20 protein-coding genes are annotated in these 20,153 nt (G+C 73.1%); 14 read left to right on the top strand and 6 right to left on the bottom strand.

Annotation, left to right across the window (positions count from 1 at the left end):
- The first annotated feature begins 314 nt into the window (after window positions 1-314).
- Together AC07DS_RS10495 and AC07DS_RS10490 are read left to right on the top strand one after the other, a co-directional pair.
- The gene (locus tag AC07DS_RS10495) at window positions 315-887 is read left to right on the top strand and encodes a helix-turn-helix domain-containing protein (RefSeq protein ID WP_336110909.1); all 573 of its coding nucleotides are present in this window, start codon (window positions 315-317) and stop codon (window positions 885-887) included.
- The gene (locus AC07DS_RS10490; RefSeq protein WP_479144053.1) at window positions 887-1,606 is read left to right on the top strand and encodes a helical backbone metal receptor; all 720 of its coding nucleotides are present in this window, start codon (window positions 887-889) and stop codon (window positions 1,604-1,606) included. Before AC07DS_RS10495 ends, AC07DS_RS10490 begins: the two co-directional genes overlap by 1 nt.
- Here the strand turns inward: AC07DS_RS10490 and AC07DS_RS10485 are convergent.
- Window positions 1,518-2,666 carry a TDT family transporter gene (locus AC07DS_RS10485; RefSeq protein WP_479144231.1) on the bottom strand — a complete coding sequence of 383 codons (1,149 nt, stop codon included), beginning with the start codon at window positions 2,664-2,666 and terminating at the stop codon, window positions 1,518-1,520. The genes AC07DS_RS10490 and AC07DS_RS10485 overlap by 89 nt on opposite strands.
- A 70-nt stretch (window positions 2,667-2,736) precedes the next feature.
- Between AC07DS_RS10485 and AC07DS_RS10480 the strand changes: the two genes are divergently transcribed.
- Window positions 2,737-3,666 carry a LysR family transcriptional regulator gene (locus tag AC07DS_RS10480; RefSeq protein WP_479144052.1) on the top strand — a complete coding sequence of 310 codons (930 nt, stop codon included), beginning with the start codon at window positions 2,737-2,739 and terminating at the stop codon, window positions 3,664-3,666.
- Between the two features lie 2 nt (window positions 3,667-3,668).
- Here AC07DS_RS10480 and AC07DS_RS10475 read toward each other — a convergent pair whose 3' ends face one another.
- Both AC07DS_RS10475 and AC07DS_RS10470 read right to left on the bottom strand, forming a co-directional pair.
- A complete protein-coding gene (locus AC07DS_RS10475; protein ID WP_479144051.1) occupies window positions 3,669-4,355 on the bottom strand; it encodes a gamma-glutamyl-gamma-aminobutyrate hydrolase family protein in 687 nt (228 codons plus the stop codon).
- A 52-nt stretch (window positions 4,356-4,407) separates the two neighbouring features.
- A complete protein-coding gene (locus AC07DS_RS10470) occupies window positions 4,408-5,160 on the bottom strand; it encodes a FadR/GntR family transcriptional regulator (RefSeq protein ID WP_479144050.1) in 753 nt (250 codons plus the stop codon).
- Window positions 5,161-5,255: 95 nt separating this feature from the next.
- Between AC07DS_RS10470 and AC07DS_RS10465 the strand changes: the two genes are divergently transcribed.
- The 3 genes from AC07DS_RS10465 to AC07DS_RS10455 are packed head-to-tail and all read left to right on the top strand — an operon-like array spanning window position 5,256 to window position 8,784.
- Entirely contained in the window at window positions 5,256-6,620 is a 1,365-nt protein-coding gene (locus AC07DS_RS10465) for a glutamine synthetase family protein (RefSeq protein ID WP_479144049.1), read from the top strand.
- Between the two features lie 11 nt (window positions 6,621-6,631).
- Window positions 6,632-8,005, top strand: a complete 1,374-nt coding sequence (locus AC07DS_RS10460; RefSeq protein WP_479144048.1) for an aldehyde dehydrogenase family protein — start codon at window positions 6,632-6,634, stop codon at window positions 8,003-8,005.
- Complete coding sequence (locus AC07DS_RS10455) at window positions 8,002-8,784, top strand: 3-oxoacyl-ACP reductase (protein ID WP_336110902.1); 783 nt, start codon at window positions 8,002-8,004, stop codon at window positions 8,782-8,784. Before AC07DS_RS10460 ends, AC07DS_RS10455 begins: the two co-directional genes overlap by 4 nt.
- 93 nt (window positions 8,785-8,877) lie before the next feature.
- On the opposite strand, the gene AC07DS_RS10450 is transcribed toward AC07DS_RS10455, so the two are convergent.
- Window positions 8,878-10,080, bottom strand: coding sequence for an amino acid deaminase/aldolase (locus AC07DS_RS10450; RefSeq protein ID WP_479144047.1), 1,203 nt, complete (start codon window positions 10,078-10,080; stop codon window positions 8,878-8,880).
- 1,758 nt (window positions 10,081-11,838) lie between these two features.
- Here AC07DS_RS10450 and AC07DS_RS10445 point away from each other — a divergent pair.
- Window positions 11,839-12,720, top strand: a complete 882-nt coding sequence (locus AC07DS_RS10445) for a hypothetical protein (protein ID WP_479144046.1) — start codon at window positions 11,839-11,841, stop codon at window positions 12,718-12,720.
- Window positions 12,717-13,904, top strand: a complete 1,188-nt coding sequence (gene mycP, locus AC07DS_RS10440; protein ID WP_479144045.1) for a type VII secretion-associated serine protease mycosin — start codon at window positions 12,717-12,719, stop codon at window positions 13,902-13,904. The genes AC07DS_RS10445 and mycP overlap by 4 nt, the downstream gene beginning before the upstream one ends.
- Here mycP and AC07DS_RS10435 read toward each other — a convergent pair.
- A complete protein-coding gene (locus AC07DS_RS10435; RefSeq protein ID WP_479144044.1) occupies window positions 13,901-14,857 on the bottom strand; it encodes a serine hydrolase in 957 nt (318 codons plus the stop codon). The two genes, mycP and AC07DS_RS10435, sit on opposite strands and share 4 nt — an antisense overlap.
- Before the next feature lie 150 nt (window positions 14,858-15,007).
- Between AC07DS_RS10435 and AC07DS_RS10430 the strand changes: the two genes are divergently transcribed.
- Window positions 15,008-15,739, top strand: coding sequence for an SseB family protein (locus AC07DS_RS10430; RefSeq protein WP_479144043.1), 732 nt, complete (start codon window positions 15,008-15,010; stop codon window positions 15,737-15,739).
- Between the two features lie 68 nt (window positions 15,740-15,807).
- Here the strand turns inward: AC07DS_RS10430 and AC07DS_RS10425 are convergent, their stop codons facing one another.
- Entirely contained in the window at window positions 15,808-16,164 is a 357-nt protein-coding gene (locus tag AC07DS_RS10425) for a DUF1844 domain-containing protein (protein ID WP_145881329.1), read from the bottom strand.
- A 360-nt stretch (window positions 16,165-16,524) separates the two neighbouring features.
- Between AC07DS_RS10425 and infC the strand changes: the two genes are divergently transcribed.
- The 5 genes from infC to AC07DS_RS10400 all read left to right on the top strand — a co-directional run bounded on the left by infC (window position 16,525) and on the right by AC07DS_RS10400 (window position 20,149).
- The gene (gene infC, locus AC07DS_RS10420; protein ID WP_479144042.1) at window positions 16,525-17,214 is read left to right on the top strand and encodes a translation initiation factor IF-3; all 690 of its coding nucleotides are present in this window, start codon (window positions 16,525-16,527) and stop codon (window positions 17,212-17,214) included.
- Between the two features lie 109 nt (window positions 17,215-17,323).
- A complete protein-coding gene (gene rpmI, locus AC07DS_RS10415; RefSeq protein ID WP_004933563.1) occupies window positions 17,324-17,518 on the top strand; it encodes a 50S ribosomal protein L35 in 195 nt (64 codons plus the stop codon).
- A gap of 98 nt (window positions 17,519-17,616) precedes the next feature.
- Window positions 17,617-18,000, top strand: a complete 384-nt coding sequence (gene rplT, locus AC07DS_RS10410) for a 50S ribosomal protein L20 (protein ID WP_018549117.1) — start codon at window positions 17,617-17,619, stop codon at window positions 17,998-18,000.
- Between the two features lie 92 nt (window positions 18,001-18,092).
- Window positions 18,093-18,953 (top strand): TrmH family RNA methyltransferase, encoded by an 861-nt coding sequence (locus AC07DS_RS10405; RefSeq protein ID WP_479144041.1) that lies wholly within the window; start codon window positions 18,093-18,095, stop codon window positions 18,951-18,953.
- 50 nt (window positions 18,954-19,003) lie between these two features.
- Window positions 19,004-20,149: a sensor histidine kinase gene (locus AC07DS_RS10400; RefSeq protein ID WP_479144040.1), complete on the top strand. Its 1,146-nt coding sequence runs from the start codon at window positions 19,004-19,006 to the stop codon at window positions 20,147-20,149.
- The last annotated feature ends 4 nt before the right edge of the window (window positions 20,150-20,153 follow it).

Below are 20,153 nucleotides of genomic sequence, written 5' to 3'. Positions count from 1 at the left end.
CCCTCGCGGTGCATCCGCCGGCCTCCGCGGGATTTCTGCACGGTCAGGATCCGGCCAACCACGGAGTGCTATGGGCCCTGCCCCCGCGGGAACACGAAGGCTCGCTCCGGCCTTGAACCAGGGGAGACCCGTCCCGCACGGCGAGCGGCCGCACTGGCGCGAACCATGGGGGTGCGGGCCCACCGGCGTGTCGGGGATGTGACAGCCGCATGAAACGGTTTGCCGAACATGCGTAGGGTGCAGACAACTCAGCAGGGGTGTGTCCGGCGGTGGACACCCTGTCGGCACGACGAGTGAAGGAGGGAGCCGGAGCGATGGGCGACCACAAAGAGCAGCAGCCCGTGCGGGTGGGCGCGGCCGTCCGGCGGCGTCGCCGTGCGCTTGAGCTCACCCTCGCCGTCGTGGCCGAGCGCAGTGGCCTCTCGGTGCCCTTCCTCAGCCAGGTCGAGAACGACCGGGCCCGCCCGAGCCGCACCTCCCTGGAGAAGCTGGCCGACGCCCTGCGCACCACGGCCGTGGAACTCCTCGCCGCCGCCGACCCGGCCTGCAGCGTGGACGTCGTCCGTGGCGAGCCCGTGGACGAGGGCGACTTCGACCCGCGCACCCGCTCCCTGGTGCGTGGCCACCACCAGCTGCACGCCTCCGAGTTCACCGGAGACCACGACGCCGGCCGCGAGTTCCAGCACCGCAACGACGAGCTGATGTACGTCGCCGACGGCGCGGTCGAGATCGAGGCCGAGGGCCGCGCGTACCGCCTCGGACGGGGCGACACCCTCTACCTCACCGGCGGAGTCCGGCATCGCTGGCGGGCCACCGTCCCCGACACGCGGGTCATCGTGGTCGCGGTCGCCGAACACATCGAGGCCGTGCAGGACCGGCCCCGCTAGTGCGAGTCGTCTCCCTGGTCCCGTCTCTCACCGAGGCGGTCGCCGTGACACTGCCCGGAGTCCTGGTCGGGGCCACCGACTGGTGCAGCCGTCCCGCGGACCTCGACGTCAGCCGGATCGGCGGCACGAAGAACCCGGACACGGAGCGGATCATCGGCCTCGCCCCCGACCTGGTGATCGCCAACGAGGAGGAGAACCGCGCCCCCGACCTGGACGCCCTGCGCGCGGCGGGCCTCGACGTGCTGGTCACCGAGGTGCGGACGGTGCCGCAGGCCTTCCGGGAGCTGGAGCGGGTGCTGACCGGGTGCGGCGCACCGGCCCGGCCGCCCTGGCTGGACGAGGCCGAGGCCGCCTGGACCGGGCTTCCCGGACCCGGGAGCCCCGTGACCGCGGTCGTGCCCATCTGGCGCCGCCCCTGGATGGTCCTGGGCCGGGACACCTTCGCGGGTGACGTGCTGGCCCGTCTCGGCGTGCACCACGTCCACGCCGCGCACCCCGACCGCTATCCCCGCGTGCCCCTGGAGGAACTGCTGGCGGCCGCCCCGGACGTCGTGGTGCTGCCGGACGAGCCTTACCGCTTCACCGCCGACGACGGCCCCGAGGCCTTCCCGGGCCTGCCCTGCGCCCTGGTCAGCGGACGGCATCTGACCTGGTACGGACCGTCGCTGGCAGAGGCGCCACGGGTGCTGGCCGAGGCGCTGCGAGCAGCTCACCGCTGAGCAGCCCCCGCACCGTCCCCGACGCCGCCGCGAGCCACGCGGCGACCAGGATGCCGTACAGGCCGACTGCCAGCGTCTCGTACGCGGCGAGCCCGGTGTGCCGGGCCAGGGCGGCGGCGCCGGTGACACAGGTGCCCACGGGGAAGGTGAACGCCCACCAGGTCATGGCGAAACCCATGCCCCGCCGCCGGGCCCGCACCACGTGCACGACCGCGAGCGCCAGCCACAGCAGCGCGAACCCCATGACCGGCACGCCGTAGATCAGCGCGAACACGGCGAAACCGCGGTCGTACGGGGCCGGTACGACCCGGGGGGCCGCGTCCGCGATCAGGCCGACGGCGGTGGTGGACTGCCCGAGCGGACCGAGGACCAGGAACAGGGTCGGGGTGAGGGCGAGCGGCAGCGGGCCCGAGGTGATCAGGCGGCCGAAGACCAGCGGCAGCATCAGCAGCGTCGCCAGCAGGCTCAGCCCGAACAGCGCGAAGCACGCCAGCAGCAGCGTCTCCCGGGGCTGCCCCGGCGGCAGATGCGGCACCAGCAGCGGACCGAGCGCGGCGGAGACCATCGGTGCGACGAGCGGCAGCAGCCAGACCGGGGTGGCCTGGGCCGCCTGGACGCGGTGGTGCACGGTCATCAGGTAGGGCACGGCCACGGCGGCCGCGAGCCCGACCGCCGTACCGAGACTGAACAGGACCGTGTCGAGCGCGACGGCCGGACCGGTGCCGATCCAGTCCCGGCCGACCGTCAGAGCGCCGCCGCCCACCGCCAGCAGGGCCATGGACAGGCAGCCGTAGAAGGGGGCCATGGCCGGGTCCAGGAGGTGGGCGCGGGCCTGGTCGCGGTGGTGCGCCCAGTGCCGGGCGCGGGCGGTCAGCAAGGTCAGCAGCATGAGGAGGGCCAGCGCCCAGACGGCCGTGCACACCTCGCGCAGCCCGGGAAGGCGCAGGGGCAGTGCGGCACCGGCCGTACCGACGACGGAGGTCCCCATCACGGAGGCGTACCAGTTGGGACCGAGGTGCCGGACACGGGCGGCGGGCGGGAAATGGGCTGCGGTGACCATGGCCCCACCGTCCCGCCCCCGGGCGCCGCTGACCAGGGAGTTCATGTCTATGAGGGCATAAACTGGCTTTATGAGCGAGGAGTACGCGACGGCCGACGGCCGTCCCGCCGGGTCACTGGCGCACCGGGTGCCGGACCTCGGCGCGCTGGAACTGCTGCTGGCCGTGGCCCGCCTGGGCAGTCTCGGGGCGGCGGCACGCGAGGTCGGCATCACCCAGCCGGCCGCCAGCAGCCGCATCCGCTCCATGGAACGGCAGCTGGGCGTCGCCCTGGTCGACCGCTCCCCGCGCGGCTCCCGGCTCACGGACGCGGGCGCCCTGGTGACGGACTGGGCCCGCCGGGTGGTGGAGGCGGCGGCCGCCTTCGACGCGGGCGCCCGGGCGCTGCGCGACCGGCGGGACTCGCGGCTGCGGGTGGCTGCGAGCATGACCATCGCCGAGTACCTGCTCCCGGGCTGGCTCCTCGCCCTGCACGCCGAGCGCCCCGACACCGCGGTGTCGCTGCTCGCGGGCAACTCGGCGAAGGTGGCGGAACTCCTGCTGGCCGACGAGGCGGACCTGGGCTTCGTGGAGGGCCTCACGGTCCCGGCGGGCCTGGACTCCACCGTGATCGCCCACGACCGCCTGATCGTCGTCACGGCCCCCGGCCACCCCTGGGCCCGCCGACGGCGCCCCCTCACCCCCCGGGAGCTGGCCGCCACGCCCCTGATCCTGCGCGAACGCGGCTCCGGCACCCGCCAGGTCCTGGACGCGGCCCTCGGCGGCCTGGCCCGCCCCCTGATGGAGCTCTCCTCCACCACCGCCGTGAAGGCCTCGGCGGTCAGCGGCGCGGGTCCCTCGGTCCTCAGTGAACTGGCCGTGGGGGAGGAGCTGGGGATGCGACGGCTGGTGAGCATCCCGGTCGAGGGGGTTTCGTTGCGCCGGGATCTGCGCGCGGTGTGGCCGACGGGGCACCGGCCCACGGGGCCGGCGCGGGAGCTGCTGTCGCTGACGAGAGGGTGACCTCAGGACGCGGCCAGCACCAGTGCCCGCATCACCCGCAGGTCGTCGCCCATCTCCGGATGCCACTGCACGCCGAGCACCCAGCCCTCGCCCGACGGCAGTTCGATCGCCTCCACGGTCCCGTCCGCGGCGTGTGCGGAGGGCACCAGCCCCGTACCGAGCCGCTCCACCGCCTGATGGTGATACGTCGGCACGGTCGTCTCCTCGGGCGCGATCTCCGCGTACAGCGTGCCCGGCACCGGCTTCACGGCATGCCCCCCGAACACCCCGACCACCTCCGCGTGCCCGTCCATGTGCTGCACCAGCGTGCCGCCGAGAGCCACGTTCAGCAGCTGCATCCCCCGGCAGATCCCCAGCACCGGCACCCGTGCCGCCAGCGCCGCCCCGATCAGCGCGAGTTCCCACGCGTCCCGCTCCGGCGCGGGCGGCCCCGTGCGCGGCGACCGCTCGGCGCCGTAGCGCGACGGATCGACGTCCGGCCCGCCCGCGATCACCAGCCCGTCCAGCCGCTCCACCGCCTCGGCGGCCCGCTCGGGCGCGTCCGGCGGGAGCATGGCGGCGAGCCCCCCGGCCCGCTGCACCAGCCGCGGATAGCCGGCCGGCAGCAGCACGGCGTCCAGTTCCCACACCCCCCAGCGCGCACCGGCCTCCAGGTACGTGCTCACACCGATCAGCGGTCGTACGGTCATGCCGCCCTCCCAGGCATCCAAAGGTACACGTGAATACCTTTACAGAGCGGGCTCACGCCAGGAAACCCCGCAGCAGTGCCGCCGTACCCGCGCAGTGCTCGCGCATCATCTCCCGCGCCCCGTCCGCGTCTCCGTCCAGCACCGCCTCCACCAGCGCGATGTGCTGCCGCTGCGAGTGCTCCAGGTTGCGCACCAGCAGCGGGATGCAGTCCAGCAGGTCGTTGACGGTCGCCCGCACCGCCGCGTACTGCGCGGTCAGCGACGGCGAACCGCACAGCTCGGCCAGCGTCAGGTGCAGCAGTGTGTCCAGTCGTCGGTAGTCCGCGAGCGGCGCCTCGTGGGTGCGGTCCAGCGCCTCCCGCAACCGGTCGGCCTGCTCGCCGGTCAGCCCGTGCGCCGCGCACAGCCCCGCCGCTCCCACCTCGAGCACCTCGCGGAAGCGCAGCATGTCCTCGATGTCGACCTCGGCGATCCGCCGCCGCAGCTCGTCCTCGCCGCCCGCGTCCGTGCGCGGCAGCACGAACGTTCCGCCGTACCGCCCGCGCCGCGCCTCCACCAGTCCCTGGTCCTGCAGCACCTTCAGCACCTCGCGCAGGGTCACCCGGCTGATCCCGAGCCGCTCCGCCAGCTCCCGCTCGGCGGGCAGCCGCTCGCCACCCGCCACCAGGCCGAGCCGTACGACCTGCAGGATCTGCTCCAGTGCCTCCTCGAAGCCGTTGCCCGCCCGCACCGGCCGCAGCACCGGAGCCAGCCGGTCGTCGACTCCCTGCGCGTGCACGCCCTGCGCGTCCGTCTCCTGCGACATCCGGCCGTACCCCCTTCCCAAGCAATGGTTCTCCGCAATACCTTATGACTCCCGGCCCCGCCGTAAGACGCGAAGCAGCCCAAGGAGGCTCTCCCGTGGCAGACCGCACACCCCCATTGAGTGTCGAGGAGCTGCACGCCCTCGTCGCCGGTGGTGAGATCGACACTGTCGTCCTGGCCTTCCCCGACATGCAAGGGCGTCTCCAGGGCAAGCGGTTCGCCGCCCGATTCTTCCTCGACGAGGTCCTGCAGCACGGCACCGAGGGCTGCAACTACCTCCTCGCCGTCGACACCGAGATGAACACCGTCGACGGCTACGCGATGTCCTCCTGGGACCGAGGCTACGGCGACTTCGCCATGCACCCCGACCTCGCCACCCTGCGCCGCATCCCCTGGCACCCCGGCACCGCCCTGCTCGTCGCCGACCTCGCCTGGAACGACGGCGCCCCGGTCGTCGCCGCCCCGCGCCAGATCCTGCGCCGCCAGCTCGACCGGCTCGCCGAACTCGGCCTCACCGCCCAGGTCGGCACCGAGCTGGAGTTCATCGTCTTCAAGGACAGCTACGAGCAGGCCTGGGACGCGAACTACCGCGACCTGACCCCGGCCAACCAGTACAACATCGACTACTCCATCCTCGGCACCGGCCGCATCGAGCCCCTGCTGCGCCGGCTGCGCAACGACATGGCCGCCGCCGGCCTCACCGTCGAGTCCGCCAAGGGCGAGTGCAACCCCGGCCAGCACGAGATCGCCTTCCGCTACGACGAGGCCCTGCGCACCTGCGACCAGCACGCCCTGTACAAGACAGGTGCCAAGGAGATCGCCGCCCAGGAGGGCGTCTCGATCACCTTCATGGCCAAGTACAACGAGCGCGAGGGCAACTCCTGCCACATCCACCTCTCGCTCGCGGACGCCGACGGCGACAACGCGATGGCGCAGGCCGGCGACGGCGGGATGTCCGACGTCATGCGGCACTTCCTCGCCGGACAGCTCGCCGCCCTGCGCGACTTCTCCCTGCTCTACGCCCCCAACATCAACTCCTACAAGCGGTTCCAGCCCGGCTCCTTCGCCCCCACGGCCGTCGCCTGGGGCCACGACAACCGCACCTGCGCCCTGCGGGTGGTCGGCCACGGCCGCTCCCTGCGCTTCGAGAACCGCCTCCCGGGCGGAGACGTCAACCCGTACCTCGCCGTCGCCGGACTGGTCGCCGCCGGCCTGTACGGCATCGAGCAGCAGCTGGAACTCCCCGAGCCCTGCCCCGGCAACGCCTACACCGCCGACTTCGAGCACGTCCCGACCACCCTGCGCGAGGCCGCCGAACTCTGGGAGAACAGCCCGATCGCCAAGGCCGCCTTCGGCGACGAGGTCGTCGCGCACTACCGCAACATGGCACGCGTCGAACTGGAGGCCTTCGACGCCGCGGTCACCGACTGGGAGCTGCGCCGCTCCTTCGAACGCCTGTGAAAGGTCAACACGTGTCCGACCCGCACGAGCTGAAGGTCCTCAACCCCGCCACCGAGGAGGTCGTCGCCACCGTCCCCGCCGCCGACGCGGCCGAGGTGGACGCCGCGGTCGTACGGGCCTCGCGCGCCCAGGAGAAGTGGGCCGCCCTCCCGCCCGCCGACCGCGCCCGCCAGCTGCGCCGCTTCGCCGACGTGGTCGACTCCCACATCGACGAACTGGCCCGGCTGGAGGTCCGCGAGGCCGGCCACACCCTCGGCAACGCCCGCTGGGAGGCCGGCAACGCGCGCGACCTGCTGCTGTACGCGGCCGGCGGCGCCGAACGCCTGCTCGGCCGGCAGATCCCCGCACCCGGTGGCTGGGACGTCACGTTCCACGAACCCCTGGGCGTCGTGGGCGTGATCGCCCCCTGGAACTTCCCCATGCCGATCGCCGCCTGGGGTTCCTTCCCGGCCCTCGCCGCGGGCAACGCCGTCGTGCTCAAGCCCGCCGAGACCACCCCGCTGACGGCGCTGCGGCTGGCGGAACTCGCGCTGGAGGCGGGCCTGCCCGAAGGGGTGTTCCAGGTGCTCCCCGGCTACGGCCGCACCGCGGGCCGCGCGCTGGTCGACCACCCCGACGTCGCCAAGATCGTGTTCACCGGCTCCACCCGCACCGGCCGTGAGGTCATGGAGCGCTGCGCGAAGCTCGTCAAGCCGGTCACGCTGGAACTCGGCGGCAAGAGCCCCAACGTCGTCTTCGCCGACGCCGACCTCAAGTCCGCCCTCGACCCCTTCTCCTTCCTGGACAACTCCGGCCAGGACTGCTGCGCCCGCACCCGCATCCTCGTCCAGGAGTCGGTGTACGACGAGGCCCGCGACTTCCTCGCCGACGCGCTGGCCGGCGTCGTGGTGGGCGACCCGGCGGACGAGAAGACCCAGATGGGCCCGCTGATCTCCGGTCAGCAGCTCGACCGCGTACGGTCGTACGTCCCCGAAGGCGCGCAGGCGCTGCGCGGCAGCGCCCCCGACGGACCCGGCTTCTGGTTCCCGCCGACCGTCCTGACGGGGGAGCGGCACGACAGCGCGGCGGCCCGCGAGGAGATCTTCGGCCCCGTCGCCGTCCTCCTCCCGTTCACCGACGAACAGGACGCGATCCGCCTCGCCAACGACACCCCCTACGGTCTCTCCGGCTCCATCTGGACCCGGGACATCGGCCGCGCCCTGCGCGTCTCCCAGGCCGTGCGCGCGGGCAACCTGTCCGTCAACTCCCACTCCAGCGTCCGCTACTGGACCCCGTTCGGCGGCTTCAAGCAGTCCGGCCTCGGCCGTGAGCTGGGCCCGGACGCCCTGACCGCCTTCACCGAAACCAAGAACGTCTTCATCAGCACGGAGGGCCCCGCACTGTGACCGACAACATCGTTTGCCGCCGCCTGGTCGGCCGTACCGCCGTCGTCACCGGAGCCGGCAGCGGCATCGGCCTCGCCGCCGCCCGCCGCCTCGCCTCCGAGGGCGCGCACGTGGTCTGCGGCGACGTCGACGAGGCCCGCGGCAAGGCCGCCGCCGACGAGGTCGGCGGGACCTTCGTCAAGGTCGACGTCACCGACCCCGAGCAGGTCGAGGCGCTGTTCAAGACCGCCTTCGACACCTACGGCAGCGTCGACGTCGCCTTCAACAACGCGGGCATCTCCCCGCCCGACGACGACTCCATCCTGGAGACCGGCCTGGAGGCCTGGAAGCGGGTCCAGGAGGTCAACCTCACCTCGGTCTACCTGTGCTGCAAGGCCGCCATCCCGTACATGCGCCGCCAGGGCCGGGGCTCCATCATCAACACGGCGTCCTTCGTGGCCCGGATGGGCGCGGCGACCTCGCAGATCTCCTACACGGCCTCCAAGGGCGGCGTGCTCGCCATGTCCCGTGAACTGGGCGTGCAGTTCGCCCGCGAGGGCATCCGGGTCAACGCGCTCTGCCCGGGCCCGGTGAACACCCCGCTCCTGCAGGAGCTGTTCGCCAAGGACCCGGAGCGGGCCGCCCGCCGCCTCGTCCACATCCCCGTCGGCCGGTTCGCCGAGGCCGAGGAGATCGCCGCCGCCGTCGCCTTCCTGGCCAGCGACGACTCCTCCTTCGTCAACGCCACCGACTTCCTGGTGGACGGCGGGATCTCGGGCGCGTACGTCACGCCCCTGTAGGAACAAAGGTGTACGGCCCGCGCGCATGCGACAGCATCCCGCGCGGCCCCGGCAGCGGCCGCCGCCCCGGCGGCCGCGCCCACCGCACGACCCTCAGAGGAAGGTCTGCCCCTCACCCCGATAGGTGGGCACGGTCGCCGTCACCGCGTCCCCCTCGATCAGGTGCAGCACGTCGAACCGCTCGCACAGCTCGCCCGCCTTGGCGTGCCGGAACCACACCTTGTCGCCGATGAGCAGATCGTCGGCGGGCGAGCCCAGCAGCGGTGTCTGCACCTCGCCGGGGCCCTCCTGCGGGTCGTACCTGAGCCCCTCCGGCAGGTACGGCACCGGCAGCCGGTCGGGACCGGCCGCGCCGGAGGCCGGATAGCCGCCGCCGAGCACGGTCACGACACCCACGCCCGGCCGCCGCACGACGGGCTGGGCGAACAGGGCGGCCGGACGGCCGCTGAAGGACGTGTAGTTGTCGAAGAGCCGCGGCACGTACAGACCGGACCCCGCCGCGATCTCCGTCACCGCGTCCTCGGCGGCGGTGTGCTGCACACTGCCCGTGCCACCGCCGTTGACGAACTCCAGGTCGGGCGCCACCGCCCGCACCGCCCGCACCACGGCGGCGCGCCGCTCGACCAGCTCACGCTTCGCGGTCGCCTGCATCAGCCGGATCGCCCGCGACCGCAGCGGCCGTCCCGCCACCGAGTCCCCGACCCCGGCGATGTGCCCCTCGTACGCCATGACGCCCACCAGCCTGAAGCCCGGCCGCCGGGCCACCGCCCGGGCCAGCTCGGCGAGCTGGGCGGGTGAGCGCAGCGGCGAACGCAGTGCCCCGACCCGGACCCGGCCGCCAAGCAGCTTCAGCGAGGTGTCCAACTCCAGGCAGACCCGGACCACTTCACGCCCGCCGTCACGGGCCGCGTCGATGAGGTCGAGGTGGGCGACGTCGTCGATCATCACGGTGACGGCACCCGCGAGCTTGGGATCGGCGGCCAGCTCCGCGAAACCGGACCGGTCCGCGGACGGATAGGCCAGCAGGACGTCGTCGAACCCGGAACGCGCGAGCCACAGCGACTCGGCGAGGGTGAACGACATGATGCCCTGGAATCCGTCCCTGGCCAGGACACGTTCCAGCAGGGCCCGGCAGCGAACGGACTTGCTCGCGACCCGGACCGGCTTTCCGGCGGCACGGCGGACCAGATCGTCCGCGTTGGCGTCGAAGGCGTCCAGATCCACGATCGCCACAGGGGCGTCGAGATGGGCGGTGGCCCGGTCGTAACGGGCCCGATCAGCGGCAGGCGCAGTCATGACGGAAGCCTGCCAGACAGGATTACCGCAGGGTAGGGGGACGTTCCGGGCAGATGCCCCGGGCTCGTGGACTGGTTCTCCTTCTCTCCCGGACAACCCGTAGAGTGACGCGCACGTACGGCGGAACGTGCCCGGCCACTTCACCTGAACCGGGATGCCGGTCCAGCCGTACGGGTATGCGTGCCCGGACGGAGGCTCCGCACCGGGCGCGGCCGAGGAGCGAGACGGCCCGTGTACGAGGAAACGGCCCGGGCACGAGGAAACGGGGGGTGCATGAGCACGGAAGCGCGCCGCGCCCCCGTACCGCCACGCCCGACGAATCCGCCTCCCGGCCCCACCCCCGAACCCCCGTCACCGGCCACGCACGCAGCGGCACCGACGGCCGGACCTTCGGCACCGACGGGCGCCCGCGAACCGGCCGGGTACCGGACCACTTCCGCCGGGCCTTCGCCGGTCCCGGCCGCACCGGGCTCCGAGGATCTCGACGAGGAGCCCTCCGTCTTCGCACCCCGCGCCGCGCGGAGCATGCCTGCGCGGACGCGGGGGGAGGAACGGCCCGACCGCCCGGCACAGGCTTCCGGCGCGGGCCCCGCCCGGTTCGCCGGCTTCCGGCCCACCGCCGTACCCGAGGCCCCCGGCCCGGTGAGCCCGCCGCCGCCCCCCGCCTCGGCCCGCTTCCCCGACGCCCCGCCGAGCGCGGGCCGGCTCCCCGACACGGCACCGAGCACGGGCCGCAAGGCACGCGCCGAACGGGCCGCCACCACCATGCCGCCCCGCCCGGGAGCACCTGCGGAGTCCCTGACGGAGACGACGACCCGGCTCCGCCCGATCCGCCCGCCGGCGGACGAGCCACAGCGCCCCGGCCCTGCGGTCGTGCCGCTCGCCGGCCGCCCGGGAGAGTCCGCACCCGGCGGCCGTCCCGGTTCGCCGTCCGCCGGTCGTCCGGCGGAGTCTGCTCCGGGTGGTGCGGCTTCCGCGTCCGCGCCGTTCGCCGGTGGCCCGGGTGGGTCCGTTGCCGGCCGTGCGGGTTCCGCGTCCGCGCCGTTCGCCGGTGGCCCGGGTGGGTCCGTTGCCGGCCGTGCGGGTTCCGCGTCCGCGCCGTTCGCCGGTGGCCCGGATGGGTCCGCTCCCGGCCGTCCGGGTTCCGCGGCCACGCCGTCCGCGGGGCGTCCGGAGGGGGCCGCTCCCGGTCGTGCCGATTCCGCGTCCGCGCCGCCGTACACAAGCACCCCGCCCCGCCGCCCCGCAGCGCCCGCGGAGTCCTTCTCGGAGACGACGGCCCCGCTGCGGCCGATCCGCCCGGCGGCGGCCGAGCCGCAGCGCCCCGGCCCTGCGTCCGCGCCGTTCGCCGGTCGTCCGGGGGAGTCCGTACCCGGTGGCCGCCCCGGTTCTGCGTCCGCGCCGTCTGCCCGTCGTCCGGCGGAGTCTGCTCCGGGTGGTGCGGGTCATGCGTCCGCGCCGTCCGCGGGTCGTCCGGGCGCGTCTGCTCCGGGTGGTGCGGCTTCCGCGTCCGCGCCGTTCGCCGGTGGCCCGGGTGGGTCCGTTGCCGGCCGTGCGGCTTCCGCGGCCACGCCGTCCACGGGTCGTCCGGAGGGAGCCGCTCCCGGTCGTCCGGATTCCGTGGCAAAGCAGACCGCCGGTCGTGCGGCCTCCGCGCAGGCCCCTGCCGGCGACCGCCCGGCCTCCCCGTTGCCGCCCCCCAGGCCCCCGGCGCGTGACCTCCGGGGTGCCTGGAGCCCGAGCGATCCCGCGCACCCGGTGAGCCCTGCTCCGGCCTCGCCGGACCCGGCGCTCTCGTGGAGTGCCGGGGCCGCCGCTCGGCCCGTCGTGTCGTTCGGGGAGCCCGAGGGGTACGACGAGCGGGTGCGGGCGCGGCCGCTGGGCGGGCGAGTAGGTCCCCGGACCGCCGCCGCAGCAGCCTGCCTGGTCCTCGGACTCGGCCTCATCGGCGGTGCCGTGACCGGGAGTTGGCTCACCGGAGACGGCGGAGACGGCCCGGCCGGGAACGGTTTCACCGCGGCCGCGACGCTGTGGCACAGCGTGCCCGTCGACCGGCTCTTCCCGACCACCCTCCAGGGCACCGGTGCCGGCCCCGGCGGTGCCGACCGGACCTGGACGCGGATCGCCGTCGCCCCGGACACCAAGTGCGCCGACGCCTTCGACCCGCTGCTGCACAAGGCGCTCGCCCCCGTCGGCTGCCAGCGGCTGCTGCGCGCCACCTACACCGACGCCACCCAGACCTACGTCACCACCGTCGGCCTGCTCTTCACCAAGGGCGACTCCGCCGCCATGTCCTCGCTCGCCGCCCGCTTCCGCGACGAGCACCTGGACCGCCGCGGCGACCTGATGCCCCGGCCGTACGCCGCCAAGGGCACCGCCGCGGCCGGCTTCGGCGACAAGCAGCGCGCCAGCTGGACCCTCTCCGTCCTCACCGACGCCCCCGTCGTCGCCTATTCGGTCTCCGGCTGGGCGGACGGGCGCACCGTCGACTCGCCCCAGCCCGCCGCGGACGCCCTCCGTACGGGCGCCACCTCGGCACCCGCCCAGGCCGGTCTCGGCAACGAGGCACAGGGCCTGGCCGACCGCGTCGAACGGCGACTGCGCCAGACCGTCAGCTCGGCCACGGAGAAACCCTCATGAGGCGAACGACGCGCGGCCGGCGCCGCGTGCGAACGACCGGGTCGGCGGTGAGCCTCCTGCTCGCCGGCTCCCTCGTCCTGCTGCCGTCCGCCGCGGCCCACGCCGACAGCATCCGCGCCCAGCAGTGGGGCCTGTCCGCCCTCCACCTCGACGAGGCCTGGCGCACCACCAAGGGGCAGGGCGTCACCGTCGCCGTCCTGGACACCGGAGTCGAGGCCGACCACCCGGACCTGGCCGGCAACGTCCTGTCCACCAAGGACATGATCGACTTCGGTGCCGGGCCCGGCGACCGGGCCTGGGCCCGGCACGGCACGGCCATGGCCGGCATCATCGCCGGGCACGGCCACGGGCCAGGCGGCACCGAGGGCGTCGTGGGCGTCGCTCCCGAGGCGAAGATCCTGCCCGTGCGGGTCATCCTCGAGGACGGCGACCCCGCCCGCGCCAAGGCCCGCACCACCCGCGGCAACGCCCTCGCCGACGGCATCCGCTGGGCCGCCGACCACGGCGCCGACGTCATCAACCTCTCCCTGGGCGACGACTCCAACTCCGCCCACCCGGAGCCCAGCGAGGACGAGGCCGTGCAGTACGCCCTGAAGAAGGGCGTGGTCGTCGTGGCCTCCGCGGGCAACGGCGGAGACAAGGGTGACCACGTCTCCTACCCGGCCGCCTACCCGGGCGTCATCGCCGCCACGGCCGTGGACAAGTACGGCACGCGCGCCTCCTTCTCCACCCGCCGCTGGTACGCAGCGGTCAGCGCGCCCGGCGTGAACGTCGTGATCGCCGACCCCGACCACAAGTACTACGAGGGCTGGGGCACCTCGGCCGCCTCCGCCTTCGTCTCGGGCGCCGCGGCCCTGATCAAGGCGGCCCACCCCACCCTGACCCCGGCCCAGATCAAGAAGCTCCTCGAGGACACGGCCCGCGACGCTCCGGTGGGCGGCCGCGACGACTCCCGGGGCTTCGGCATGATCGACCCCGCGGCAGCCCTCAAGGCAGCGGCCAGGCTCAAGCCGAAGGGCCTGCGCCCGGCGTCGTACGACAAGAAGTACTTCGGCCCCGGCCCGGACACCCCCCGGTCCACCACGTCCGTCTCCGACTGGGCGGGCCCCCTGGCAGGCAGCATCGGCGGAGTCCTGCTGGTGGCGGCCGTGGTCCTGTGGAGGAACCGCAGGACGACGTCCTAGGACGCGGCGAACGAGGACACCGCAGCCTTCGCGGCGGCCTCCACCAACACGATCCCCTTCGCCTGGCTCATCGTCCCCCTGGACAACACGGCGACCAGGTAGTCGGAGCCGTCCACCGTCACCCGCCCGATGCTGTTGACGTCCCACAGCCCGGTCGTACTACGCGCCAGCCACCCGTTCTTCAAAGCCCACGAAGACCCCACGGCGGCAGCCGACACTCCCCACTGCTGATCGGCCTCCACCCCCTTCATCAGCCCCTGCACATAGGTCCGCGAGGCCGCGCTGAGCGCCGACTCCTCCCCGAACACCTGCTGAAGCAGCACCAGTTGATCGGCCGCCGTGGTCTGGGTCAGCCCCCACAGCTCGCCGTCACCACCCGAGGTCGCCGACAGCCCGAACCGCTCGTTCGCCGCGTCCAACCCCCCGGCCCGCCCGATCGTGCGCCACAGGGCCGTCGCGGACGCGTTGTCGCTGTTCTCGATCATCTTCGTGGCGTACGCCTTCTCGGAGGCGGTGAGGTGCCGCCCGGCATCCTGCGCCTGCAGCAGCAGCGCCGCCAGGATGTCGACCTTGACGATGCTCGCCGTGTCGAAGGCGGCCTCGCCGTACCCGGCACTCTCCCCGGAGTCCAGTTCCAGCACCGCCGCCGACACCTCCGCGCCGGACGGCACGCTCACCGCGGCCAAGGCCCTGGACAGCGCCGCCTTCCGGTCGACGGCCGACGGCGAAGTCGTGGGTTCCACCGATGCCTCCTCGCCCGCCGTGGCCGAGGAGGAGGCCGACGGCGACCCCGCCGACGATACGGCCCCGGCACCGGAGTGCGCCCGCGCCTTCACATAGACCGTGCCGCCCGCCGTGACCCCGCCGACGGCGACCACGGCGAGTGCCGTGAAGAGAAGCGGGCGGCGGGAGCGGCGCGCACGGCGGCGGCGACTGGCTCTGGGGGACTCCATGCCCGCGATGCTCGGGGCGCGGACTGTGCGCTCCGTTGGACGGACCTTGGATCTGCCTCAGGGAATGCTGAGATTCCTGTGAGGCCGGTGCCGGCCCGGCTTCCGGCCCCGCACAAGCCCGGCAGCTTCCCCCCTATAGGGTCGGTGACCGTGGCGAACAAGAACATTCCCGACCCCGGCTTCTCCGACGACGACGGCTCCGCCGACCCCCGGCTGAGCGCCGCGCTCGCGGCCTGGGCCGAGGACCGCACCGCCGTCGGCCCCGTCCTGGAGGCGCTCAGGGGCGCCCGGCTGCTCGTGCCCGTGGTGGCCGTGCTCGGCGAGGTCGAGGAGGACGAGAACGGGCTGCGCCGCGAGAAGACCAGCGACATGGCCGTACCCACGCTGAAGGCCGCCGGCCGCACCGCCCTGCCCGCGTTCACCTCCACCGACTCCCTGGCCCGCTGGGACCCGGCGGCCCGCCCGGTCGCCGTACCCCTGCACCAGGCGCTGCAGGCCGCCGCGCACGAGAAGGCGGACACGGTCGTCCTGGACCTGGCCGGACCGGTGCCGTTCGAACTGACAGGCCCCGCGCTGCTCGCCCTCGCCGAGGGCCGGACCAGCACCGACCCGCTCGCCGACCCGGCCGTCGTCGAGGCCGTCCGCGCGGCCGTGGCGGCGGAGCCCGCCGTGCTCCGCGCGCACCTGGGTCCCGGCCGGGCCGACGGCACCCTCGCCCTCGTCCTCGACCCGGCCGCCGCGCCCGCCGAGGCCGCCCGCGCGGTCGCCGAGCGGCTGGCCGCCGACGAAACACTGCGGGCCCGCCTGGTGCGCGGCCTCGACCTGGCACTGCTGCCGGCCGGGACCACCCCTCCGGGCGAGCCCTTGTTCGTGCGGGGATGATTCGCCGCACGCGATGAGTCTCCGTACGGGGTGAGTCCCCGTACGGAGATCGGTCGGTCGTGGCCGGTCTAGCCGTAGACCGGCCCGGTGTACTTCTCGCCCGGACCCTGGCCCGGCTCGTCCGGGACGATCGACGCCTCGCGGAACGCCAGCTGCAGCGACTTCAGGCCGTCGCGCAGCGGGGCCGCGTGGAAGGAGCTGATCTCGGTCGCGCTCGCGTCCAGCAGTCCGGCGAGACCGGTGATCAGCTTGCGGGCCTCGTCCAGGTCCTTGTACTTGTCGCCCTCCTCGCTCAGCCCGAGCTTCACGGCGGCGGCGCTCATCAGGTTGACGGCGACCGTCACGATCACCTCGACGGCGGGGACCTCGGCGATGTCCCGTGTCATCGCGTCGAAGTCGGTGTTCTCAGGAGGGGTCTCACTCATGCCTCACACGATAGGCGAGGGCGGGAGGGTGTCTTCATCAGCCCCACCCGGCCTCAATTAGCCCTTGTCAAGCGATCCTGCTAATCTGGTTGGCGACCGGCTGGACATGACTGTGTCCGGCCAACAAGTGGAGGCTCCGATCTCCCACCTGACCGTCCCGAGGGACGGCGGGTCATCCGGTCAGGCGGCCACCATCGTTCCGTACGGACGATGGAGTCGCCCGATGTGCGCCCCGCGGTCACCGCGGCGGTGCTCCGGTTGTCGTTGGAGCCCCGCCTGTGATCGGCCGGGGCATTTTTTGTGCTTCGGCGCGGTTAGGTCTAACGAAAAGAGACATACGCGGCTGTCCGCCAGACCGCCGTGTGGTGCTACCGAGGAGGATCCATCAGCGCCGAGCCCCGCATCAACGACCGGATTCGCGTTCCCGAGGTGCGACTTGTCGGTCCCAGTGGCGAGCAGGTGGGCATCGTCCCGCTGGCGAAGGCACTGGAGCTTGCGCAGGAGTACGACCTGGACCTGGTCGAGGTCGCGGCGAACGCCCGTCCGCCCGTCTGCAAGCTCATGGACTACGGGAAGTTCAAGTACGAGTCGGCCATGAAGGCCCGTGAGGCGCGCAAGAACCAGGCGCACACGGTCATCAAGGAGATGAAGCTCCGGCCGAAGATCGACCCGCACGACTATGACACCAAGAAGGGTCACGTCGTCCGGTTCCTCAAGCAGGGCGACAAGGTCAAGATCACGATCATGTTCCGTGGTCGCGAGCAGTCCCGGCCGGAGCTCGGCTACCGACTGCTGCAGCGGCTGGCGGAGGACGTCCAGGACCTCGGTTTCGTCGAGTCGAACCCGAAGCAGGACGGCCGCAACATGATCATGGTTCTCGGTCCGCACAAGAAGAAGACCGAGGCGATGGCCGAGGCGCGTCAGGCGCAGGAGGCCCGCAAGGCGGAGGCGAAGGCCAACCCGGGCCGCTCGCAGAACGCCGCGGACCTCGAGAACGCCGAGACCGCTGAGGCCGCTGAGGCCCCTGCCGAGGCTTCCGCCGAGGCGTGATCCCGGGGGCATGAGCCCCAAGGATGTAACCGATACAAGAGCGACGTTCCACCGTGCCCGGTTTCACGACCGGGCACCGGAACGCCACCGACGAGGAGAGAACGGCGCTATGCCGAAGAACAAGTCGCACAGCGGTGCCAGCAAGCGCTTCAAGGTCACCGGCTCCGGCAAGGTGCTCCGTGAGCGCGCCGGCAAGCGCCACCTGCTCGAGCACAAGTCGTCCCGCGTGACGCGTCGCCTCACCGGCAACGCCGAGATGGCCCCGGGCGACGCCGCGAAGATCAAGAAGCTTCTCGGCAAGTGACGTCGCGGCGCCGTCCGAGCGCCGTACGTCTGGACCGGGACCCAATCGTTTCCGGGTCGTGTGAGTACCCCCACGGCCCCGCTACAAGGAGTTAACAAGTGGCACGCGTCAAGCGGGCAGTCAACGCCCACAAGAAGCGCCGGGCGATCCTCGAGGCGGCCTCCGGCTACCGCGGTCAGCGTTCGCGCCTGTACCGCAAGGCCAAGGAGCAGGTCACCCACTCGCTGGTCTACAACTACAACGACCGCAAGAAGCGCAAGGGCGACTTCCGTCAGCTGTGGATCCAGCGCATCAACGCCGCTGCCCGCGCCAACGGCATCACGTACAACCGCTTCATCCAGGGTCTGAAGGCCGCGAACGTCGAGGTCGACCGCAAGATCCTGGCCGAGCTGGCCGTCAACGACGCGGGTGCCTTCGCCGCCCTCGTCGAGGTCGCCCAGAAGGCGCTGCCGGCGGACGTGAACGCCCCCAAGGCTGCGTGACGCCGCGTCGGCTCCAGGCCGCGTGACTGAAGGGACCCGCAGGCTGCGGAAGCCTGCGGGTCCGCTTGTGTTTCGAAGCAGAGGTGACTTTCATGCCCCCCGTCAGCCCCGAGCTGATCTCCCCCCGGTCCGCCCGTGTGAGCGCCGCGCGGCGGCTCGCCAAGCGGAACTTCCGGGGCAAGGACCGGCTGTTCCTCGCCGAGGGGCCGCAGTCCGTGCGGGAGGCCGCCGGGCACCGGGCCGGCGGGCAGGCGACCCTCGTCGAGCTGTTCGCCACCGTGGAGGCCGCGGAGCGGTACGCCGACATCATCGGAGAGGCCCGCGGCGCCGGTGCCCGGGTGCACCTCGCCTCCGAGGAGGTCATCGCCGACATCTCCACCACCGTCACCCCGCAGGGACTGGTCGGTGTCTGCCGGTTCCTGGACACCCCCTTCGAGGACGTTCTCGCCGCCCGGCCGAGGCTCGTCGCGGTACTCGCGAACGTCCGCGACCCGGGCAACGCAGGCACCGTGCTGCGCTGTGCCGACGCCGCCGGCGCCGAGGCGGTCGTCCTCACCGACGCCTCCGTCGACCTGTACAACCCCAAGGCCGTACGCGCCTCCGTGGGCTCCCTGTTCCATCTGCCGGTCGCCGTCGGCGTACCCGTCGAGCACGCCGTGGCGGGACTGAAGGACGCCGGCGTCCGGATCCTCGCCGCCGACGGAGCCGGTGACCGCGATCTGGACGAGGAACTGGACAAGGGCACGATGGGCGGACCCACGGCCTGGGTGTTCGGCAACGAGGCCTGGGGGCTCCCGGAGGAGACCCGAGACCTCGCCGACGCCGTCGTCCGCGTCCCCATCCACGGGAAGGCCGAGAGCCTGAACCTCGCGACGGCCGCCGCCGTATGTCTCTATGCGTCGGCCCGTGCACAGCGCGCCTCCGAAGGGTGCCGCTCCGTCACCGAGAGCTAGTAGGGTGGCCAGCTCGGGGCCCTGCGCCGTCTGAGAGGTGGGGTACGGGGATGAGTGTGGTCGGCACCAGCACTGCGCCGGACGGGCGGGACGTGCGCCGCACCCCCGCGCCCCGGCACGGTGCCTGCGCCGAGACCGACCTCGGCATCGACCCCGACCAGCTGCCCGACGGCCTGGTCGTCGCCGACGACGACGGCCGGGTGATCTGCTTCAACGCCGCCGCCGAACGCATCACCGCCGTCCGTGCCGCCGACGCCCTCGGGCAGCAGCTGGAGCGGGCCCTGCCCCTGGAGGACCTGGAGGGCAGGCGCTGGTGGCAGTTCACCGACCCCTACGGCGGTCTCGCCATCCGGGTACGGCAGCCCGAGCGCAACCTGCTGCTGCCCGGCGGGCGGGAGGTGCTGGTCTCGGCCCGGTACGTGCGCGCCGAACCCCTCGGAGCCGTCCACCGCGTCGTCGTCTGCCTGCGGGACACCGAGGCCCGCCGCCGCACCGAGCGCAGCCACGCCGAGCTGATCGCCACCGTCGCCCACGAACTGCGCTCCCCGCTGACCTCCGTCAAGGGCTTCACCGCCACGCTCCTCGCCAAGTGGGAACGCTTCACCGACGACCAGAAACGGCTGATGCTGGAGACCGTCGACGCCGACGCCGACCGCGTCACCCGGCTCATCGCCGAGCTGCTGGACATCTCCCGCATCGACAGCGGGCGGCTGGAGGTCAGGCGCCAGCCCGTGGACATAGGCGCGGCCGTCGGCCGGCACATCCAGGCCTACGTCGCCGCCGGGCAGCCCGCCGACCGCTTCCTGCTGCGCATCGAGCAGCCGCTGCCCGCCCTGTGGGCCGACCCCGACAAGGTGGACCAGGTGCTCAGCAACCTGCTGGAAAATGCCGTGCGGCACGGCGAGGGAACCGTCACCATTGATGTCACGCCCTCGGCATCCCCGCGCGAAGGCGAGGAAACCGGCACGTCGGTCACGGTGAGCGACGAGGGGCCCGGCATCCCGGAGGAATCCATGAACCGCGTCTTCACCCGCTTCTGGCGGGGCAGCAAGCGCGGTGGCACGGGTCTGGGGCTGTACATCGTCAAGGGCATCGTCGAAGCCCACGGCGGCCTCATCACGGTCGGCCGCGCCACCGGCGGCGGCGCCGAGTTCCGATTTACGTTGCCCGTGGCAGCCCCGGCGTATCTCGCCTAGCGGC

Source organism: Streptomyces sp. NPDC044064 (genome assembly GCF_056434245.1).
This window is presented reverse-complemented; position numbering and strand designations above follow the sequence as displayed.

Excerpts from the sequence above, each read along its gene's own strand:
- AC07DS_RS10495 (WP_336110909.1), top strand. The coding sequence starts at position 315 with ATGGGCGACCACAAAGAGCAGCAGCCCGTGCGGGTGGGCGCGGCCGTC.
- AC07DS_RS10485 (WP_479144231.1), bottom strand. The coding sequence starts at position 2,666 with ATGGTCACCGCAGCCCATTTCCCGCCCGCCGCCCGTGTCCGGCACCTC.
- AC07DS_RS10480 (WP_479144052.1), top strand. The coding sequence starts at position 2,737 with ATGAGCGAGGAGTACGCGACGGCCGACGGCCGTCCCGCCGGGTCACTG.
- AC07DS_RS10475 (WP_479144051.1), bottom strand. The coding sequence starts at position 4,355 with ATGACCGTACGACCGCTGATCGGTGTGAGCACGTACCTGGAGGCCGGT.
- AC07DS_RS10470 (WP_479144050.1), bottom strand. The coding sequence starts at position 5,160 with ATGTCGCAGGAGACGGACGCGCAGGGCGTGCACGCGCAGGGAGTCGAC.
- AC07DS_RS10450 (WP_479144047.1), bottom strand. The coding sequence starts at position 10,080 with ATGACTGCGCCTGCCGCTGATCGGGCCCGTTACGACCGGGCCACCGCC.
- mycP (WP_479144045.1), top strand. The coding sequence starts at position 12,717 with ATGAGGCGAACGACGCGCGGCCGGCGCCGCGTGCGAACGACCGGGTCG.
- AC07DS_RS10435 (WP_479144044.1), bottom strand. The coding sequence starts at position 14,857 with ATGGAGTCCCCCAGAGCCAGTCGCCGCCGCCGTGCGCGCCGCTCCCGC.
- AC07DS_RS10425 (WP_145881329.1), bottom strand. The coding sequence starts at position 16,164 with ATGAGTGAGACCCCTCCTGAGAACACCGACTTCGACGCGATGACACGG.
- rpmI (WP_004933563.1), top strand. The coding sequence starts at position 17,324 with ATGCCGAAGAACAAGTCGCACAGCGGTGCCAGCAAGCGCTTCAAGGTC.
- AC07DS_RS10405 (WP_479144041.1), top strand. The coding sequence starts at position 18,093 with ATGCCCCCCGTCAGCCCCGAGCTGATCTCCCCCCGGTCCGCCCGTGTG.
- AC07DS_RS10400 (WP_479144040.1), top strand. The coding sequence starts at position 19,004 with ATGAGTGTGGTCGGCACCAGCACTGCGCCGGACGGGCGGGACGTGCGC.